Here is an 18,629-nt window from a genome sequence, read left to right on the forward strand (position 1 = left end):
AAATGACTATCAATACAACAAACCCTTCCCGTAGAAGTTTCATTGTCGGTTCAGCAGCGATTGCAACCGGCATTGCTATTGGTTTCGACTTAGATTTCATGGCTTCAGCAAATGCTGCTGAGGGCTCTGGCATGACCTCTATGGCGCCACTCTCAGCACCTGAGATTGGAGTCTGGGTGGTAGTCAAGCCCAATGACGATGTCGTCGTTCGTGTGGTTCGCTCGGAAATGGGTCAGGGCACTATTACCGGTTTAGCCCAGATGGTTGCAGAAGAATTGCAATGCGACTGGAAAAAAGTCAGCTATGAATACCCATCACCAAGCGAGAGTCTGCGTCGCAAACAGGCTTGGGGTAGTTTCTCGACCGGCGGAAGCCGTGGTATTCGTACCTCAGAGCAGTATGTTCGTAAGGGTGGTGCAGCAGCCCGAATGATGTTGACGCAAGCAGCAGCAAATCAGTGGGGCGTTCCTGTTTCTGAATGCGCGGCCTTGAACAGCGTAATTACCCACACCCCATCTGGTCGCAAGACAACTTTTGGTAAGGTCTCGGTAGCGGCTTCACAACTGGCAGTACCTACTGATATTCCATTAAAAGATCCAAAGGACTGGACCTTAATTGGTAAGCCAATGAATCGCATCGATGGTGTGGCTGATAAAGTTACGGGTCGCCAGATCTACGCGATAGATTTAACAATGCCCGGCATGTTGGTTGCCAATATTCGTCAGTCTCCAGTATTTGGTGGCAAGGTGAAAAGCTATGACGCTGCTAAAGCAATGAGTATGAAGGGCGTTCGTAAAGTCGTTCCCGTTGGAGATTCTGCTGTAGCAGTCGTAGCCGATACTTTTTGGCAAGCCAAAACGGCGATGGATAAGGTCGATATTGTTTGGGACAGTGGTTCCAATACCAAAGTCTCTAGCGCCTCGATTCGGAAGATGTTTGAGGAGGGCCTGAATGCCGATGACACCTTTAAACATAACAGTAATGGTGATACCAAGGCAGCTATTGCCAGCGCTAGTAAAGTGATTCAGGCCACTTACTCTTACCCATTCTTGAATCACGCCACGCTTGAGCCCATGAATGCCACTGCTAAGTGGACACCTGAGCGTTGTGAGGCTTGGGTTCCAACCCAGGATGGTGAAGCTTCATTGGCTGCTGTGATTGCAGCATCTGGCTTGCCGGCTGAAAAATGCGAAGTTTATAAGGTCAATATCGGTGGCGGCTTTGGTCGTCGTGGCGCCTTCCAGGACTATGCGGTGCAAGCAGTAACGATTGCTAAGCAGATGCCTGGCACTCCGATCAAATTGATCTGGACCCGTGAAGAAGATATGACCCAGGGTCGCTATCACCCAGCGACGATGGCTAAATTGACAGCGGCGATCGACGATAAGAAGAATGTCACTGCGCTCAATATCCGTATCTCAGGCCAGTCGATTCTGGCTGCAGTTCGCCCATTTATTTTGGAGGCTAACCAAGGAAAAGACCCAGCAGTATTTCAAGGCTACGACCCACAAGGTGAGCATGGCTTTGGCTATAGCTTCGATAATTTAAATGTGGATCACGCAATGCGCAATACCCATGTTCCCCCAGGCTTCTGGCGTGGTGTGAACGTCAACCAAAACGCTATCTATATCGAAACCTTTATGGATGAGTTAGCAGAAGCAGTCGGTATGGATGCTGTTCAGTTCCGCCTCAAGCATATGCAAAAGTATCCTCGCAATATGGCGGTACTCAAAGCAGCTGCTGACGGAATTGGTTGGACTAAGCCTGCAGCTCCTGGTGTACATCGGGGAATTGCACAGATTAAAGCGTACGGTAGCTATGTTGCCGCAGCCTGTGAACTCTCGGTCAAGAATGGTAACGAAGTGAAGATTCATCGCATCGTTGCAGCAACTGATCCAAGTTATGTAGTTAATCCTGCTCAGATCGAGCGCCAAGTGGCCGGTTCATTTGTATATGGCCTGTCTGCACTCTTCGAAGAAGAAATCACGATCGAGAATGGTGCTGTTGTTCAGAAGAACTTTGATACCTTTAACTCGATTCGTTTAGGCCAAATGCCTAAGGTGGAAACCATCTTGATTCAGGGCGGTGGAAGCGAGTGGGGCGGTGTTGGTGAACCTACGATTGCAGTTGCTGCACCAGCAGTATTAAATGCAATTTACCGTGCTACTGGCAAACGCTATCGGGATGTGCCTCTGAAAAATAGCGGTATTAAGTTGGTTTAATTCAGCTCAGCCATTTTTTAGAAGTTTGTATGAGAACAGGGCGTGCACTAGTAATCTGTTTACTAGTCACGCTCTTTTTCTTAGGCCATTCGAAGTTGGTATCTGCCGTCACGATTACCAACGGCGCTATTAACGACCCTTTATCAGATCAAGTGGGTGACCCCATTCGCGGGCGCGCTATTGTATTGAGTCGGCAAACTGGCTTATGTATCTTGTGCCATAACGGCCCTTTTCCGGAGGAGCAATTTCAGGGAAACTTGGCGCCTGAATTAGGCGCAAGCGTAAGCCACTACACTGCCGCACAACTGAGAGCTCGTCTAGTGAATCCTGCTTATTTCAATCCTAATACTATCATGCCTGCGTATTATCAAACAGTAGGCCTGACTCGCGTCGCACCTAAATATGCTGGTCAGACGATACTATCTGGACAAGAGATAGAAGATGTCATTGCTTTTTTAGAGACCATGAAAAGTCAGAACACAAAATGAAGTACATCACTAAGCAGAAAGCAGAAAGACGCACCTGGCTTACTAGAGTATTACTACTGGGGGTTTCTGTCTGTCTTCATCCCTTATCGGCTCTGGCTAAAAAGCCTGAGGCTTTAGAGGCTATTCAAAAAATTGTTGGTTCAAATACTTTAAATGAGGGTAAGGTCAAGCTCGTTCTTCCCCCATTGATTGAGAACGGTAATCTGGTTGTTCTCAAAGTGGGCGTCGATAATCCAATGACAGAACAAAATTATGTCAAAGCGATTCATATCATTGCAGAAGGTAATCCTTTGCCCAATGTCTTTAGCGCCTATTTAACACCACGTTCGGGTACTGCCAACATCACAACTCGAGTACGCTTGGCAGAGTCACAAAAAGTCTGGGCGATTGCCCAGTTGAGCGATGGTAGTTTTTGGCAAAGTTCTGTTCAAACCATGGTGACCACTTCTGCTTGTACGGAGGAGCCATGAGTAAAACCTCTCGCACTGTCATCACCATGCCAGATAAAGCCAAGCGGGGCGAAATTATCGAGATTCGGGCAATTGCCCAACACGATATGGAGACCGGCTTTCGATATGACCAAAACGGTAAACGTATACCGCGCGACATTATCAGAAGCTTCACTTGTTCTTATGGTGGTGTTGAGGTCTTCAAAGCCGACTTTTATCCAGGGGTTGGTGCCAATCCCATGGTGATCTTCAGCACTATTGCGACAGAGAGTGGAACCCTCCAGTTTGAGTGGACTGGTGATGATGGCTACGAAGCTCTGAACCAAGCTCAGATTACGGTTACGTGAGAATCGTCCAAATCATTGTCTGTTGTATCGGTATAACTAGTACCTATCTAGTCACTGCTGAGGCACAAACTTCTGCAAGACAGTCGGGTTATCAATCGATGTCTGCAGAAAACCAAGCCTTACAAGATGATCCCAGCGCCAATCCTGCTGTATTTTGGTTAATGGATGGTCAAACACTTTGGAAAGATTCGGCTGGACCTAAGCAAAAGTCTTGCGCCTCCTGTCATGGTGATTCTGGTCAATCCATGAAGGGTGTGGCAACCCACTACCCGAAGGTGATGAGCGGAAAATTGCAAACCCTGGAGGGGCAAATCAATCAATGTCGTGCATTCAATCAAGGTCTACCTCAGTTTGCCTATGAGAGTAAGCAGCTCTTGGCGCTTACCGCTTTTGTAGCCAACCAATCAAAAGGTTTGCCTATAGATGTTCAGAAAACAGCAAATAATCAATCTGATCTGAAAAAGGGCCATGACTGGTTCTATCAACGTATGGGTCAACTCAATCTCTCGTGTGCTCAGTGTCATGAAGAACGCGCCGGTTTGAAGCTAGGAGGCAGCATCATTCCACAAGCGCATCCTACTGGGTATCCAATCTATCGTATTGAATGGCAAAGCTTGGGCTCATTAGAACGTCGTCTACGCAACTGTATGAGTGGGGTACGCGCTCAGCCTTTTGAATATGGCTCTACTGAGATGGCGCAGTTAGAGCTCTATTTAATGTGGCGCGCGAGAGGTATGCCTCTCGAGACGCCTGCAGTTCGCCCTTAGTCTGAGAAAACGACTGAAGTAGCTCCGTTATTCAAGACGCGGTCATGCAAGTAATAGCGGAGTGCGCGGGAGAGCACTGTGCGCTCCAGATCGCGACCCTTACGTACTAAATCATCTGGGGTATCACCATGAGTGACTCGAGTGACGTCTTGCTCAATGATGGGGCCTTCATCTAAATCGCTAGTCACAAAGTGTGCAGTAGCACCAATCAGCTTAATGCCCCGCGCATGGGCTTGGTGATAGGGTTTAGCGCCTTTGAAGCTGGGTAAGAATGAGTGATGCACATTAATGCAACGCCCCGTTAATTCTTTAGAAAGATGATCAGACAGAATTTGCATATAGCGCGCCAAAATGACCATATCTACTTTTTCTTTGGCGATGATGTCGAGCAACTTCGCTTCTTGTTCGGGCTTGTTTTCTGGTGTGACAGGCAGGTGATAAAAAGGAATATCAAAGAAGTCGATGCTCGAGTACACCTCGCGAGGGTGATTGGAAACAATGCCACAAATAATCATAGGTAGTTCACCAATACGCCAGCGATACAGCAGATCAACTAGACAATGATCTAGCTTTGAAGCCATGATCAATACCCGCTTGAGATCTTTAACTGCCCGCAAGTTCCAGATCAACTCAAAGCGTTTTGCAATCTCAACAAAGCCAGCTCTCAGTGTGGCAGCTTCCACTGGGCAGCTAAAGCTTACCCGCATGAAGAATCGTTTAGAAGCCTTATCGTCAAATTGCTGAGCTTCTTCAATATCGCCGCCAGCTTGGAATATATAGGTCGAGACTGCAGCAACAATACCGGGTTTATTGGGGCAGGTGAGGGTGAGGTAGTAGTTTTCAGATGTCATAGAACGATTTTAGACCCTAGAGATCAATTTAGTTGGGCTTAGCAGGATTTTCAGTTGGAGCAATATCCGCCGGGCCAAAGTAAAACTCACTTTTGTCCGTGATGGGTGGGAACTCTTTATCGATGCAGATGGGTTTTGAATCCACCACATTTAAAAAATTACATTCTTTTTTAGTTGCGGCAGAAGCAGCATGCTCCAGTGGAGATTTACCGGTGGCTACCGAAGTTGCCACGCTAGCAGTGGTTATGGGGTAGGTAGCTGCTGTAGCAGTCGCAGTGCTTCCTGCAGAGCTGCCAATGGCCGCAAGTGGAGCGGCGCAAGCATTCAGTAGAGCAATTAAAAGTAGAGAGGCGCAAACTCTGCTGATCAGAGTTTGATCGATACGAGGATTACTTGTTGCGACACGCAACATTAAATACCCCAGCTTGCCAGGAGTTTTGCGGTACTGGCTCATATGGACTATCTGGCGTTGGGTTAGTAGAAACCAGTGTGCCACCACCATTTTTGCCACCAAATTCTTTGAATTCAATTGGGCGATAAGTTGCATTTGAGCAGTTGAATTCATTTAAGCCAATGATTGAACTTACTGGCGCCTTGGTTTGTTGATTTTCTCCAGGCTTCTTGAAATTCAACATTGACATTATTTGGGCTTTGTCACCACTACGTTGCAATGTATCGACGTCTACTGAGACACTCATGAGTTCGTTGTAACCAAGTTCTTGCCAGGCAGCTAGAGCACTCATCATGGGCAAGAGTGAGAGGGTGGTACAGATCGTGATAAATGATAGTTTTTTCATGGCGATTTCTAATGATGAACAGTAATATGCCTATTCTAAACAGGCTCAATGACGCTCAGCTCATTTTTAGCGGTGGTTTAATTCGAGCTGGCGATCGATCTTCTCAGGTTTCATCTGCAAAGGCAGGTACTGCCCATTGGCCCAAAGCGCCTGCATATTGCGATAACGCTGGCTTTGAACCCAGCCCGATTGACCGGTCTGGTAAATAAATAGGGACTTTTCTAGATTCGATAAATCATATATTGCCCGCAAGCTGGGGGCTTGCTTGGTTTCATAGGGATTTGCTGATTTAATCAACTCTAAGCGTCCAACATTAATGGTGTAGTTATCACCCGGAAAAGGAGCTTCAAGATCAAAGATTTTAGCCAAGAAAGGGACTTGGCTAAAGGGGCGGTGTTCGGAGACGGCAATATGGGCTTTACCCCAAACCCAATTCTTGGGGTCATTGCCAAATTGTTTGCTGAGCTGATCTAGGGCCTTATCAAATGCAATATTGGCAGCATCTGCGCAGCTTTCCTTTTGATCGGTCTTGGAGTTGTCACACCAAGAACTATCTGGATTTTGGAGTTGTAACAACAGCGCTTGTCTAAAGCTACGTGGACCATAGTATTGAGTAAACAAATCCCCCAAACGCCCAAAGAGTTGACGCGTCAGTTGATCAGCCCAGGCACTGAAGACGAGCGCTCCAACACTATCCTTCTTCATATCACCATCAAAGTCTTTGGTGAGGAGTTGTACTTGCGCTGCCAGTGGATGCTTAGATTGAATCGATTTAAATAGACCAAGCATCGGTGTATTACCCAGGGAAAGCGTATCTGCCTGCATGGTCTTCATACTTTCCATATTGTGAATATCTTTTGCTTTAATCAACTGAACGATGCGGTCATAACGTGCCGGAAAGTCCCAGTCAGCAGTAAGCGGGTTGGGATTATTGCTTGCAATAATTTCTTGGTTGGCTGTGGCGATCCAACCTTGCTCAGGATTGGTGCTGGCAGGGAGTTGCTCGAACGGTACGTAGCCAGTCCAGTCATATTGCTTGTCCCAGCCTGGTGCTGGCGCAACACCATAAAGACCTTGATACAAAATTCTCTTTGGAGCCATACCCGCAGCCTGGTATGCAATATTACCGTCGAGATCGGCTAACACCACATTTTGCATCGGAGCATAGTTTTGTCGCAAGGCCTTTCTGAACTCATCAATGCTGGTAGCACGATTCATTTCAAGCAGACCAGCGACGGATTGATTTTCATCATCGAGCGCAGTCCAGCGCAAAGCAATTGCAAACTTATCGGTGTTGATGAGGTCCTTGAGTTTTGAAAAACTATCTGAAATCACCGGACCGTGACGTGTCTCTTTAACCAAGAAGCGCACTGGCTCAGCATCCTTGACATCAATAATCTCTTGACGGACCTTAAAGGGGAGTTGCTTATCTGGGCCACGATACATCACGGGATTTTTTGCATCAATCTGTTCGATGTAAAGATCTTGTACATCGGGATTGGTATTGGTGAAGCTCCACGCTAGCTTGTCTGTTCTGCCCAAAATCACTGCTGGAATACCGGGCAGTGTGCCACCAATGACATTGAGGCCAGGCGCCTCAAGATGAGCAAAGTACCAGACAGAGGGTGCGGATAAGCCAAGGTGCGGATCATTTGCTAGGAGGGGTTTGCCAGTATCGGTATGTTTACCGGCAATGGCCCAGTTGTTCGAGCCGATACCTTCCTTGCCACCTGGAAAATATTCCATAGCCATTTTCATGGTCGGACTGATTGGGGCTTTACTTTGCTGCTCTTGCTGTTTTTGCTTATAGATGCCCATGTCTTGATACAACTTGGCAAAGTCCATTTTTGTGACTTGCTCGCCAGAGTCATAGGGCGGCATAACTTCCCAGATCTGTTTAGTGCTGAGATATTGTGAGAGTTCAAAGCGTTGTACCTCACGTTGCCAATTGCCACCCAGATCCAAATCCATCATTAGCATCCAGGCTAGACTATCACTCGGAGTCCAATAGCCTGGTTTTGATGCTGTTAGAAAGTATTCAATGGGTAAAGCCCAACCCAATTGCGCATTGCCGGTATTGACGCCGTCAGCATAAGCTTGCAATAAACGTTTAGCTTCAACCGGGTATCGATCGAACTGTCTCTCAGCAGCATGTTTAATACCCAGGGTTCGTAAAAAGTGATCAACTGGAACGGTTTCGCCCCCAAGAATTTCTGAGAGGCGACCACTCGCAATGCGGCGATTCATTTCCATTTGCCAGGAGCGTTCAGTAGCATGTAAATAACCAAGGGCAAATAAAGCATCAGCTGAATTGTTAGCTTTGATATGGGGAATATCCGCCTCATCAAAAGTAATGAGGACTTTATCGTCTATGCCTCTGAAGCTGCGTTTGCCAGAAATATTAGATTGTGCTGAGAGCAGATAAAACACGATGGCAAATGCAGCGATTGCAAGAGTTGCACCTAAAATCATCAGGGCGACTCTCAAGAAGGGGGTAAAACCCTTGAATTCAAAAAAGCGTTTCATGTTGATAGTTTAGTGGTTTTGAAACTCCTCTTGCTTGTAAGAAGCCCTCTAGACGGGGCTCTACAGAGGAAAACCCCTTCCGCATGCTAAAATTCGCATGTCTTGATTTATTAGCGCGGCAGTTTCTGCTAGTGCGAGCCCGAGTGGTGAAATCGGTAGACACAGCAGATTTAAAATCTGCCGACTCAAAAAAGTCGTGCCGGTTCGATTCCGGCCTCGGGCACCACGGTTGGATATGAGCTTACAAAAGCGCACAATTAACTTCGCATTACAAATCAGCCTGATTGGCTTCGCAGGCGCTTATGCAATCGCCAAAGCAGAAACGATTGCATTTACTTGCGTTCGTTCTGAGGGGGCTTACTCCGAAGCGTATGATCTGAAAATCGTTCTGCCTGATCCCAAAAATCCCAAAGCAAAAGCCAAAGTCTATTTAGATGAGCGCGATCTTGATCAGCGTGACGAGCAGGGCTATCAAGAAGTCAAGAACGTCCAGGTCAACAAAAGTACGGTCTCTTTTTTAACAGATACCTATTTTGAGTCTGAAGTATTTGATGGTGTGAAGTATCCGCCTGGAACAGTCGTGGCAAGCACCACGATCCAACGGGAAACTGGTCAGCTAAAAAGAGTTGAAACGATTAAGGCCGGGATTCTGGCTAAAACTATGGGTGAGGGCACAAAGACCTATACCGAAAAATGTGGGCCAGTAGTTAATCCGGCTCAGTAATAAAGCCCAACTTTGTAAGGCCCGCTCTTTTGGAGGCAGCCAATACCTTAGCGACATAATCGTATTGCACTGATTTATCAGCCCGCAAGTTAATTTCAGGTTGTGGATCTTCTTGCGATGCTTTGTCTGCATTTTCGTTATAGGCTTTTAGGGTAACCGGAGTGCTATTCCAATAGATTTGACCCTTAGCATCAATCGATACTTGAACTGATTCAGGCTTGACTTCATTGCGCACGCTATTGGCTTTGGGCAAATCGACTTTCACTGCCTGCTGAATTACGGGGAGCGTAATGATGAAGATGATCAAGAGTACCAACATGACGTCTACCATCGGCGTCATATTGATCTCCGACATGATGCTATCTTCGTTTTGATCGTTCTGAACGTTAAAAGACATGCTTATTCTCCGGACTTCACGCGTGCACCGGTCACGAAATAAGCCAATAGATCGTTACCAAAGCGATTTAGATCGGCAATTTGCAATTTATTGGCACGATTGATCGCGTTAAAGCTCAGAACTGCTGGGATCGCTACCGATAAGCCGAGTGCAGTCATGATCAAAGCTTCACCGATCGGACCGGCAACTTGATCGATCTGCGCACTACCTGAGCTACTGATTGAAATCAAGGCGTGATAGATGCCCCATACCGTTCCAAATAAGCCTACGAATGGAGCAATCGCGCCAGTTGATCCCAAAAAAGTTAACCCCTTCTGAAATTGCGCCGCCACACCATCGATACTATTTTTGATGCTGCGGGCCATCCACTCAGAGTAGTTCAGAGTTTGGAGTAACTCGCGATGATTGGTGGATTGACTTTGATGGTGGATCGATGCCGATGAAGCTTCCTTAGCAATCTTGTAATAGGGATTAAAGCTGCCATTACTAAAGCTATGGAGACCATCCTCATACGAAGTGGCACGCCAAAAGCGTTCTACTTCAGGCATGAGCTTGCGGAGTTTGCGTAGATCCCAGAGGTGATTAAAAAGAATGACCCAGGTCACGATCGAGCATGTCAACAAAATGATGCCGACAAAGCGCGTAGCGAAGTCACCTGTGATCCAAAGATTAGCGATGCCAAATGGAGTATGCATAAGATTAATTTTTCAGATTGAATTTGATTAAAAGGTTGGTAGAAATTCTGCTAGGTACACCATTGACTAAATACGGCTTGAAACGATAACGTTGCCCGATCTCTTCTGCAGCACGATCTAAGCGAGGAAAATTACTAGAACGAAGTAGGGCGACATCTTCTACATTCCCTGCTTGATCAATAATGAGACGAACCACCACAGCGCCTTGCTCTCCTGAACGTTTAGAGAAGGAAGGGTAGTAGGCATCTGCATCAGGCTCATAAACGACTTCGAGTTTACCAATGTCAGTTTGAATCGGAGTACCAGTTGCTCCTGGCGCAGACGCAGGTGCTACAGCAGCATTGGGCGGGGTGCTGCTTGGAGCCTGTTGACTGCTCTGAGGCGCCGGCGGAGAACTTTGTTGCTGAGTTTGCGGTGGCTTAGGAGTTTGACTGGATTTATCTTGAGTCGTTTTCTCTTTGGGCTGCGGCTTAGGTGATGGCGGGGTTGGTGGCTTAGCGGGTTTTGGGGGAGGCGTTACAGGTTTTGAAGCAGCAGGAGGCGCCGCTGCTGGTGAGACTAGATTCACTGCGACACGTTCTTCGTCTGGAGTATCTGCAGTGAAATGAAATTTCAGAAGACTGAGCAAAGGCAAGCAATGCATCAAGAGCACAATCAAAATGATCGTACGTTCCGTTTTGTTAAACGGCAGATGTGCATCGAGGCGATTGAGTAGAGTTCCCATTAAGACCTTAGATCGCTTAAGAGAGCAGCACTAAGACGATGGGCTTGTAAATCAGTTGACATCAATTCTTCAGCCATTTTCAATAGTTTTGTTTCATCCTTACTGCTTATAAAACAGACTGAGCCAGCATCCGTATTAGCCCAATCCTGCTTTCGAGGATATTTTGCCTCAAGCTGCCGCTTAAGCTGGCGAACTACTGCTTCACTGGTATCTATCAGCGTAATCGACTCTCCCAAGAGCATTCGAATCGATTGCCGCAGAAAAGGGTAGTGCGTACAACCTAAAACCAGAGTATCAGCACCCGCTTCTTGAATCGGTAGTAAATGGGTGGCTAAAAGCTCAAGCGTTTTAGAATCATCTGCAGAGCCTGCTTCAATTAAGGGCACTAAACCAGCCCCAGCCTGTTTAATGATTCGACAGTGAGCAGGTAAGGTGGCAAGTAAGGCATTGAACTTATCGCTATTGAGAGTGGCTTCCGTAGCTAAGACGCCGACAATTCCATTTTGAGTTTGCATCGCCGCAGGTTTGATACCTGGCTCAACCCCAATGATGGGGATCTCACTCAATTCCGTTCGAATCTTCGCAATCGCTTCCGCAGTAGCGGTATTGCAAGCCACCACAATCGCATCACAGCCTTCTTGCACTAAGTGACGACATAGCGCAAGACTTCTAGCGCTGATCCACTCACTGGATTTTTCACCATAAGGCGCGTTAGCAGAGTCCGCTAGGTAGATATAGTCATGCTCTGGCAATTGATGAAGGGCTTCATCCAAAATGGATAAGCCCCCTACACCAGAATCAAATACGCCGATGAGTGCCAAGTCATTGATCCAAAGAGATTACAAGCTTAAGCGATCGTGACCGGGATATTACCGATCTTTGCCGACCACTCTTTAGGTCCTTCGATATGCATCGATAGGCCCTGAGAATCTACTGCGACTGTGACGGGCATATCTTTTACTTCGAACTCATAAATTGCTTCCATGCCTAGATCAGCAAAAGCCAGAACGCGTGACTTTTGAATTGCTTTAGAGACGAGATAAGCTGCGCCCCCAACCGCCATCAGATACGCGGAGTGATGTTTTTTAATGGCTTCAATCGCTACTGGGCCTCGTTCGGCTTTACCAATCATGGCAATAAGTCCAGTCTTTGCAAGCATCATCTCAGTAAATTTATCCATTCGCGTCGAAGTGGTGGGGCCGGCTGGACCAACAACTTCATCTCGGACAGGATCAACTGGGCCAACGTAATAGATTACGCGGTTCTTAAAACTCACAGGAAGTTCTTCACCTTTAGCGAGCATGTCCTGAATGCGCTTGTGAGCAGCATCACGACCTGTCAAAATTTTGCCATTCAATAACAGTGTGTCACCGAGTTTCCAGTTAGCCACTTCTTCTGGCGTAAGGGTATCGAGATTAACGCGTTTGGACTTTTGAGCATCTGGAGTCCAGGTGACAGCAGGCCAATCAGACAAAGATGGCTTCTCAAATACTGCAGGGCCATCACCATGTAAGTGGAAATGAATATGGCGAGTCGCTGCACAGTTCGGAATCATGGCAACGGGTAATGAAGCAGCATGCGTTGGATAGTCCAGGATCTTCACATCAAGTACGGTGGCTAAACCACCTAGGCCTTGCGCACCAATGCCCAGTTTATTGACCTTCTCATAGAGCTCAAGACGGAGTTCGTCAACGCGGTTCTTTGGACCACTAGCGATCAGCTCTTGAATATCAACGGGTCCCATCAATGATTCTTTGGCAAGCAGCATTGCTTTTTCTGGAGTGCCCCCAATACCAATTCCTAAAATACCCGGAGGGCACCAACCGGCACCCATGGTGGGAACGGTTTTCAAAACCCAGTCGACGATTGAGTCAGAAGGATTGAGCATCACCATCTTGGCCTTGTTCTCAGATCCGCCCCCTTTGGCTGCGCAAATTACTTCGACATCATCGCCGGGTACGATTTCATAATGGATGACTGCAGGTGTGTTGTCGCCAGTATTACGACGTTTACCAGCGGGATCTGCTAACACTGAAGCGCGCAAGGTATTGTCGGGGTTGAGATAGGCGCGACGCACGCCTTCATTCACCATATCGCTCACACTCATGCTGGCATCTGCCCATTGCACATTCATGCCAATTTTTAGAAAGACCACGGCAATGCCGGTGTCCTGACACATCGGACGATGACCTTCAGCACACATCCGACTATTCGTCAAAATCTGAGCAATTGCGTCTTTAGCGGCGGCCCCTTGCTCGAGTTCATAAGCACGACCCATGGCCTGAATAAAGTCCTTAGGGTGGTAGTAGGAGATGAACTGAAAGGCATCCGCAATGCTTTGGATGAGGTCGTTTTGTTTGATCTTAGTCATAGTTTTTCACTCAAATTTGTCAGGTTTGCCATATTTTAAGGGTTTGCCATAGAGCAAATCCCCCGTTTTTTCACTTATCTTCTAGGGTCTAGAGGATACATCCCCCCAGAGGCTAATTAGAGTTAATTCATAGAGGGCATTGAGCATGGAACCATTAATGCACGAAAACCGTGTTTTTCACCCACCCGAGGATTTTGTTAAGGGTGCCGCCATTCCTGGCATGGAAGCTTATAACAAGCTTTGTGCCGAGGCCGAGAAAGATTACGAAGGTTTTTGGGGGCGCCTAGCTAAAGAGAATATCTATTGGAAAAAACCCTTTACCAAAGTTTTAGATGAATCCAAACCACCTTTTTATAAGTGGTTTGAAGATGGGCTAACCAATGCCTCTTATAACTGTTTGGATGTCAATATTCAAAAAGGGAATGGCGCTAAAAAAGCGATCATTTTTGAAGCAGACGATGGCACTGTAACCGAGGCCACTTATCAAGATTTACTCGATCGTGTTTGCAAAATGGCCAACGCTTTGCGCAAGATGGGTATCAAGTCTGGCGATCGTGTCATTATTTATATGTCGATGTCAATCGAAGGCATTGTTGCTATGCAAGCCTGCGCACGGATTGGCGCAACCCACTCCGTTGTCTTCGGCGGTTTCTCTGCCAAATCCTTGCAAGAGCGAATTGTTGACGTTGGCGCAGTAGCAGTCATCACTGCTGATGAACAGTTACGAGGTGGTAAAGCGCTGCCTCTCAAGGTGATCGTTGATGAAGCATTGGCCTTGGGCGAGTGTGAAAAAGTCAAAAACGTGATTGTTTATAAACGTACTGGCGGCAATATTCCAATGACTGCGGGTCGTGATTCTTGGATGCACGATGTGGTCGCAAATGAGTCCACTACTTGTGAACCAGAGTGGGTAAGTGCAGAACATCCTTTATTTGTGCTCTACACCTCAGGCTCCACCGGCAAACCAAAAGGCGTGCAACATTCCACTGGCGGTTACCTATTGTGGGCGATTCTGACCATGAAGTGGACTTTTGACATCAAGCCAAGCGATATCTTCTGGTGTACAGCGGATATTGGCTGGGTTACTGGTCACTCATATATTACCTATGGCCCCTTAGCGGTCGGCTGCACTGAAATTGTGTTTGAGGGTGTACCAACTTATCCGAATGCAGGCCGTTTCTGGGACATGATTGCGAAACACCAAGCAACGATTTTCTATACAGCACCGACGGCGATTCGTTCTTTAATCAAGGCCGCTAGCGGAGATGAGTCTATTCATCCTAAGAATTATGATCTTTCTTCACTACGCCTCTTGGGCTCAGTGGGTGAGCCGATCAATCCTGAAGCATGGATGTGGTACTACGAACACGTTGGTGGATCACGCTGTCCGATTGCTGATACTTTCTGGCAAACCGAAACTGGCGGCCACATGATTTCTCCAATGCCTGGTGCAACGCCGATGATTCCTGGTTCATGCACCTTACCATTGCCTGGCATCATGGCTGCGATTGTTGATGAAGCAGGTCACGACGTGCCTAATGGCAGTGGCGGTATCTTGGTAGTCAAACGCCCATGGCCCTCCATGATTCGAACGATTTGGAATGATGCTGACCGTTTCGTGAAGTCGTATTTCCCAGAAGAGCTGGGCGGCACTCTGTATCTCGCTGGTGACGGTGCGATTCGTAATAAAGATACGGGCTACTTCACCATCACTGGTCGTATCGATGATGTCTTGAACGTTTCCGGACACCGCATGGGTACAATGGAAATCGAATCTTGCTTAGTAGCCAATCCATTGGTTGCTGAGGCCGCTGTAGTAGGTCGTCCTGATGATATGACTGGTGAAGCAATTTGTGCTTTCGTAGTTCTCAAAGGGGGCAGACCAACTGGCGATGAAGCCAAGAAGATCGCAACCGAATTGCGTAACTGGGTTGGTAAGGAGATTGGGCCAATCGCAAAACCAAAAGATGTTCGCTTTGGTGACAACTTGCCTAAGACCCGTTCCGGCAAGATTATGCGACGCCTCTTGCGTGTCATTGCTAAAGGTGAGGAGGTCACTCAAGACACTTCCACCCTTGAGAATCCAGCGATTCTGGACCAACTCAAGCAGTCCTTATAAGTCTTTCTAAGACACACCCTTTCGGGAACCGTATAATCGTGGGTTCCGGAAGGGTGGATGAGCGGTTTAAGTCACACGCCTGGAAAGCGTGCGTAGGTTAATAGCCTACCGCGGGTTCGAATCCCGCCTCTTCCGCCAGTAGTATAAAATCCTTGTAAATCAATGGTTTACGAGGATTTTTTTTATTGTTTCAACCCATATTTTCAACCAATATTAGCAAGTAGTTGTTCATGCTGAGAACAAACTACTAATCCCTTTGCCTTTAGCCCCTCCCTTGTAAAAGTTATAAGCCAAAACTTCCTATAGTTTTTTGCTTAATAACCGTTAAAGCAGATAAGTCTCGACTTATCTATTGCTGGGGAGTTGTGTTGCCGCTGAGGTTGCTTATTTCATCTCTAAGTATTTTTATTGCTTATCTTGAGGGTAAGTAGGGTGAACACAATCTTCTCAACTCAAAATACGTCAAACCTCATCTCAAAGACGTCTAGAGACCTCAAAATAAGTTCCACTGTAAATCCCTCTTTGCAAGACTCTAATAAAGTAGTGAAAGCATCTCCGGGGGTGGTTGTAAAGCTTTCAAGCTCTGCAAGTCTTCGTATTGCCTCTATTCCCGCTGCTTCTGCACCATCTACAGTAGATTCTGCTTCTGCAATCAGCACCTACGCTCGCGCCTCAAATAAAAAAACTGTTTCAGCTTTTACTATCTCAGATACCGCGCAAAATATTTTCACAAACCTAGATGCTCTTCAGACCTTGGCTGCTGCTGGAAAGATTGCATCTATCAGTTTTAGTAATGGAACCCCAAAGTGGACTGTTGCCGCATCTAAATTTAAGAGCGATAAAGACATACTTGCAAAACTTATGTCTGCCGTAGAGACGGTTACATTTGCTAAGTCTTTAAGTGCGTATAGAGTAACTCCTGGTTCTTCTGGAGGAGTCACAATTGCGGGTGGAAGCGGAGTAGAGCCAACTTCATTAGCACTTACAACGGCTAAATTTCTTCAATTTAGTGATACTAAAGTAATTGCCAGTAGTGGAAATGCGAATGTTGATGCCATACTCAACATTGGAACGAAATATTGGTGGCAAGGTGGAAGTGCAGCTGTTATTAGCGGAAATAATATTACGACAGGCTTAAATTCTCTGGATTCAGCCAGTTCAAAACATACGCTCAACTATAGTTTTATGGGGGTAACAAAACCTACTCTTGTAACTGGAACTAATGCAGTTGGCTATGCGCCAATGACAGAACCAGAAAAGACGGCAGTACGAGCAGCACTCGACTACCTGTCAACCCTTATTAACGTTACTTTTACTGATGTGAGTAATACCGCCACTACTGCAGATATTAGTTTTGGTCAAAATACCCAAGCTTCTAGTGCTGGGTATGCTAACTACCCCAATGGGAATGGTGCCAATCCTACTAGTTATCTATTCCTTGCTAAGAATCAAGCGACCAACCCACAAGGCTCCTCTTCAAATGGATTTAATTTGGGAACATATGGATGGGAAACAATCATTCATGAAATTGGTCATACGCTCGGCCTTAAGCATCCTGGAAACTACAATGCTGGAGGTGGTGGAACGGTGGGCCCCTATCTTCCAAGTGCGACTGATAATCGCCGCTATTCAAGCATGTCTTATAACGACCCTGTGGCGTCGAAGTCAGTAACTGCATCAGGCAGTCAAACATCCAATAGATATTCTTATGGTTACTCAACAGAGGCGGTTAATCCATCAACTTATGGGCTCTTTGATATAGCAGCCCTTCAGTTTCTGTACGGCGCTAACACGAATTCAACAGCCTCTACAATTACTGCAACGAATAATTACACTGATTTTCAAACAGTTTGGGCGCCTAATGGCGTCCAAGTTGACGCAAGTGCAACAACTACGTCTGATGTTTTTGACCTTCGTGCGGGATCTTTTAGTTCTATAGCTATTAAGTCAAAAACTGTTCAAACGGCGAATATTCAAGCTCAGCTTCAACAAAGTGGTTTAAATTCTGCGAATGCAGCGGCAGCTGCAACTAGCATCATGAAAACTATAGTACCAAACGCAACGTCGATTAATCCTATATATGATGGTTTGAATAATCTTGCACTTAGTTATGGCAGTAAGTACTCTGAAGTTATTGGTGGTTCTGCAAATGATAGTTTTTATGCAAGCAATTATGCTGCTACGATTGATGGAGGTAGCGGAACAAACCAAGTTTGGCTGCCCGGTAGTGCGTCTGATTGGACGTTAACTGGATTGTCTCAGGCAACCTCCAAATCAAACTCGAACGTTGCTTTAACTCTGCGAAATATACAAGCAATCGGGTATTACAATGCCACCACAACATCCATTACTCATTCGGCAGTGGCATAAACAGTAATTTTTAAAATAGGTAGTATTCAATAGATTAAAAATAATCAATATGCACTTAAACCCTTCAATTTTTTTTGGGTATTAGGCATAAATCTAAAATTGCGAATAGGCTAGTAATCCCCTCCAGAACCTTTACCTTCCACCACTTCTAGAACGCATTTAGAAGGGGTTTGGAGATGAAAAAAGTCTGTCTGTATTGTCGAGTCTCAACTACACATCAAACGTCTGAGAATCAACTCATAGAACTTCGAGCAGTAGCAGAGCGAATGGGTTATGAAATCGTCTCAGAGTTCATTGATAACGGCATTTCGGGTGCCAAATCAAGAAAAGATAGACCTGCTCTTGATGAAATGATGAAATTGGCGACTCAAAGAAAGTTTGAGATGGTCATGTGTTGGTCAATAGATAGACTGGGTAGAAGTCTTCAGCATTTAGTCGAGATACTCAATGAATTACAGGCAATGAAGATTGATTTGTTCTTCATGCAACAGGGTATGGATACAACAACGCCTAGCGGTCGGATGATTTTTTCAGTTTTTGGAGCAATCGGGGAGTTTGAACGAAATCTAATTCGAGAGAGGGTAGTAGCAGGTCAGCAAAGAGCAAAGGCAGCGGGGGTTCATATAGGGCGCCCAACCAAAATGAATGATGGCATGAGGTCGGCGATTCAGGTTATGCATAAAAACGGCATGAGTATTCGTCAAATATCCAAATCCTGCAAAGTCGGTATTGGAACGGTTTATTCAGCAATTTCAATCACTGAAAAATAGATTGATTAACGC

At 46.3% G+C, this 18,629-nt stretch carries 18 protein-coding genes and 2 tRNA genes; 11 read left to right on the forward strand and 9 right to left on the reverse strand.

Annotation, left to right across the window (positions count from 1 at the left end; genetic code table 11):
* The first annotated feature begins 2 nt into the window (after positions 1-2).
* Genes Pas1_RS02975 through soxA form a run of 5 tightly spaced genes read left to right on the forward strand, consistent with a single transcriptional unit; the run spans position 3 to position 4,273 of the window.
* Positions 3-2,222 carry a xanthine dehydrogenase family protein molybdopterin-binding subunit gene (locus tag Pas1_RS02975; RefSeq protein WP_112294446.1) on the forward strand — a complete coding sequence of 740 codons (2,220 nt, stop codon included), beginning with the start codon at positions 3-5 and terminating at the stop codon, positions 2,220-2,222.
* 29 nt (positions 2,223-2,251) lie between these two features.
* Positions 2,252-2,710 carry a sulfur oxidation c-type cytochrome SoxX gene (gene soxX / locus Pas1_RS02980; protein ID WP_112237576.1) on the forward strand — a complete coding sequence of 153 codons (459 nt, stop codon included), beginning with the start codon at positions 2,252-2,254 and terminating at the stop codon, positions 2,708-2,710.
* The gene (locus tag Pas1_RS02985) at positions 2,707-3,180 is read left to right on the forward strand and encodes a SoxY-related AACIE arm protein (protein WP_112204540.1); all 474 of its coding nucleotides are present in this window, start codon (positions 2,707-2,709) and stop codon (positions 3,178-3,180) included. Before soxX ends, Pas1_RS02985 begins: the two co-directional genes overlap by 4 nt.
* Positions 3,177-3,506: a thiosulfate oxidation carrier complex protein SoxZ gene (locus Pas1_RS02990; protein ID WP_112204538.1), complete on the forward strand. Its 330-nt coding sequence runs from the start codon at positions 3,177-3,179 to the stop codon at positions 3,504-3,506. Before Pas1_RS02985 ends, Pas1_RS02990 begins: the two co-directional genes overlap by 4 nt.
* Complete coding sequence (soxA, locus tag Pas1_RS02995) at positions 3,503-4,273, forward strand: sulfur oxidation c-type cytochrome SoxA (RefSeq protein WP_112204536.1); 771 nt, start codon at positions 3,503-3,505, stop codon at positions 4,271-4,273. The genes Pas1_RS02990 and soxA overlap by 4 nt, the downstream gene beginning before the upstream one ends.
* On the opposite strand, the gene purU is transcribed toward soxA, so the two are convergent.
* The 4 genes from purU to Pas1_RS03015 all read right to left on the reverse strand — a co-directional run bounded on the left by purU (position 4,270) and on the right by Pas1_RS03015 (position 8,447).
* Positions 4,270-5,124 (reverse strand): formyltetrahydrofolate deformylase, encoded by an 855-nt coding sequence (purU, locus tag Pas1_RS03000; RefSeq protein WP_112294447.1) that lies wholly within the window; start codon positions 5,122-5,124, stop codon positions 4,270-4,272. The two genes, soxA and purU, sit on opposite strands and share 4 nt — an antisense overlap.
* A 28-nt stretch (positions 5,125-5,152) precedes the next feature.
* Positions 5,153-5,578: a hypothetical protein gene (locus Pas1_RS03005; RefSeq protein WP_146610769.1), complete on the reverse strand. Its 426-nt coding sequence runs from the start codon at positions 5,576-5,578 to the stop codon at positions 5,153-5,155.
* Positions 5,514-5,921: a surface-adhesin E family protein gene (locus tag Pas1_RS03010; protein WP_112294449.1), complete on the reverse strand. Its 408-nt coding sequence runs from the start codon at positions 5,919-5,921 to the stop codon at positions 5,514-5,516. Before Pas1_RS03010 ends, Pas1_RS03005 begins: the two co-directional genes overlap by 65 nt.
* Before the next feature lie 66 nt (positions 5,922-5,987).
* Complete coding sequence (locus Pas1_RS03015) at positions 5,988-8,447, reverse strand: penicillin acylase family protein (RefSeq protein WP_112294450.1); 2,460 nt, start codon at positions 8,445-8,447, stop codon at positions 5,988-5,990.
* Positions 8,448-8,584: 137 nt separating this feature from the next.
* Here Pas1_RS03015 and Pas1_RS03020 point away from each other — a divergent pair.
* Both Pas1_RS03020 and Pas1_RS03025 read left to right on the forward strand, forming a co-directional pair.
* Positions 8,585-8,673: transfer RNA gene (locus Pas1_RS03020), tRNA-Leu, on the forward strand.
* 9 nt (positions 8,674-8,682) lie between these two features.
* Positions 8,683-9,171, forward strand: coding sequence for a hypothetical protein (locus Pas1_RS03025; RefSeq protein WP_215271658.1), 489 nt, complete (start codon positions 8,683-8,685; stop codon positions 9,169-9,171).
* On the opposite strand, the gene Pas1_RS03030 is transcribed toward Pas1_RS03025, so the two are convergent.
* Genes Pas1_RS03030 through Pas1_RS03050 form a run of 5 tightly spaced genes read right to left on the reverse strand, consistent with a single transcriptional unit; the run spans position 9,155 to position 13,358 of the window.
* A complete protein-coding gene (locus Pas1_RS03030; RefSeq protein WP_112204526.1) occupies positions 9,155-9,568 on the reverse strand; it encodes an ExbD/TolR family protein in 414 nt (137 codons plus the stop codon). The genes Pas1_RS03025 and Pas1_RS03030 overlap by 17 nt on opposite strands.
* A gap of 2 nt (positions 9,569-9,570) precedes the next feature.
* The gene (locus Pas1_RS03035; RefSeq protein ID WP_112204524.1) at positions 9,571-10,263 is read right to left on the reverse strand and encodes a MotA/TolQ/ExbB proton channel family protein; all 693 of its coding nucleotides are present in this window, start codon (positions 10,261-10,263) and stop codon (positions 9,571-9,573) included.
* A gap of 4 nt (positions 10,264-10,267) precedes the next feature.
* Positions 10,268-10,987 carry an energy transducer TonB gene (locus Pas1_RS03040; protein ID WP_112294451.1) on the reverse strand — a complete coding sequence of 240 codons (720 nt, stop codon included), beginning with the start codon at positions 10,985-10,987 and terminating at the stop codon, positions 10,268-10,270.
* Complete coding sequence (gene murI / locus Pas1_RS03045) at positions 10,987-11,808, reverse strand: glutamate racemase (RefSeq protein ID WP_112294452.1); 822 nt, start codon at positions 11,806-11,808, stop codon at positions 10,987-10,989. The genes Pas1_RS03040 and murI overlap by 1 nt, the downstream gene beginning before the upstream one ends.
* Before the next feature lie 26 nt (positions 11,809-11,834).
* Complete coding sequence (locus Pas1_RS03050) at positions 11,835-13,358, reverse strand: fumarate hydratase (protein WP_112204518.1); 1,524 nt, start codon at positions 13,356-13,358, stop codon at positions 11,835-11,837.
* Between the two features lie 145 nt (positions 13,359-13,503).
* On the opposite strand from Pas1_RS03050, the gene acs reads away from it, so the two are divergent.
* The 4 genes from acs to Pas1_RS03070 all read left to right on the forward strand — a co-directional run bounded on the left by acs (position 13,504) and on the right by Pas1_RS03070 (position 18,617).
* Positions 13,504-15,477, forward strand: coding sequence for an acetate--CoA ligase (gene acs / locus Pas1_RS03055; RefSeq protein WP_112204516.1), 1,974 nt, complete (start codon positions 13,504-13,506; stop codon positions 15,475-15,477).
* 47 nt (positions 15,478-15,524) lie between these two features.
* Positions 15,525-15,615 (forward strand) — tRNA-Ser (locus Pas1_RS03060).
* Between the two features lie 294 nt (positions 15,616-15,909).
* On the forward strand, positions 15,910-17,847 hold the full coding sequence (locus tag Pas1_RS03065; RefSeq protein WP_136625599.1) for a reprolysin-like metallopeptidase: 1,938 nt from the start codon (positions 15,910-15,912) through the stop codon (positions 17,845-17,847).
* Positions 17,848-18,023: 176 nt separating this feature from the next.
* The gene (locus tag Pas1_RS03070) at positions 18,024-18,617 is read left to right on the forward strand and encodes a recombinase family protein (protein ID WP_112294454.1); all 594 of its coding nucleotides are present in this window, start codon (positions 18,024-18,026) and stop codon (positions 18,615-18,617) included.
* Positions 18,618-18,629 lie beyond the last annotated feature (12 nt).

The organism is Polynucleobacter paneuropaeus (assembly GCF_003261235.1).
GTDB lineage: Bacteria > Pseudomonadota > Gammaproteobacteria > Burkholderiales > Burkholderiaceae > Polynucleobacter > Polynucleobacter paneuropaeus.

What these genes read in the sequence shown, in the direction of transcription:
- Pas1_RS02975 (WP_112294446.1), top strand. Translation starts at nt 3, where the DNA reads ATGACTATCAATACAACAAACCCTTCCCGTAGAAGTTTCATTGTCGGT.
- soxX (WP_112237576.1), top strand. Translation starts at nt 2,252, where the DNA reads ATGAGAACAGGGCGTGCACTAGTAATCTGTTTACTAGTCACGCTCTTT.
- Pas1_RS02985 (WP_112204540.1), top strand. Translation starts at nt 2,707, where the DNA reads ATGAAGTACATCACTAAGCAGAAAGCAGAAAGACGCACCTGGCTTACT.
- Pas1_RS02990 (WP_112204538.1), top strand. Translation starts at nt 3,177, where the DNA reads ATGAGTAAAACCTCTCGCACTGTCATCACCATGCCAGATAAAGCCAAG.
- purU (WP_112294447.1), bottom strand. Translation starts at nt 5,124, where the DNA reads ATGACATCTGAAAACTACTACCTCACCCTCACCTGCCCCAATAAACCC.
- Pas1_RS03005 (WP_146610769.1), bottom strand. Translation starts at nt 5,578, where the DNA reads ATGAGCCAGTACCGCAAAACTCCTGGCAAGCTGGGGTATTTAATGTTG.
- Pas1_RS03010 (WP_112294449.1), bottom strand. Translation starts at nt 5,921, where the DNA reads ATGAAAAAACTATCATTTATCACGATCTGTACCACCCTCTCACTCTTG.
- Pas1_RS03015 (WP_112294450.1), bottom strand. Translation starts at nt 8,447, where the DNA reads ATGAAACGCTTTTTTGAATTCAAGGGTTTTACCCCCTTCTTGAGAGTC.
- Pas1_RS03025 (WP_215271658.1), top strand. Translation starts at nt 8,683, where the DNA reads ATGAGCTTACAAAAGCGCACAATTAACTTCGCATTACAAATCAGCCTG.
- Pas1_RS03030 (WP_112204526.1), bottom strand. Translation starts at nt 9,568, where the DNA reads ATGTCTTTTAACGTTCAGAACGATCAAAACGAAGATAGCATCATGTCG.
- Pas1_RS03035 (WP_112204524.1), bottom strand. Translation starts at nt 10,263, where the DNA reads ATGCATACTCCATTTGGCATCGCTAATCTTTGGATCACAGGTGACTTC.
- Pas1_RS03040 (WP_112294451.1), bottom strand. Translation starts at nt 10,987, where the DNA reads ATGGGAACTCTACTCAATCGCCTCGATGCACATCTGCCGTTTAACAAA.
- Pas1_RS03050 (WP_112204518.1), bottom strand. Translation starts at nt 13,358, where the DNA reads ATGACTAAGATCAAACAAAACGACCTCATCCAAAGCATTGCGGATGCC.
- acs (WP_112204516.1), top strand. Translation starts at nt 13,504, where the DNA reads ATGGAACCATTAATGCACGAAAACCGTGTTTTTCACCCACCCGAGGAT.
- Pas1_RS03070 (WP_112294454.1), top strand. Translation starts at nt 18,024, where the DNA reads ATGAAAAAAGTCTGTCTGTATTGTCGAGTCTCAACTACACATCAAACG.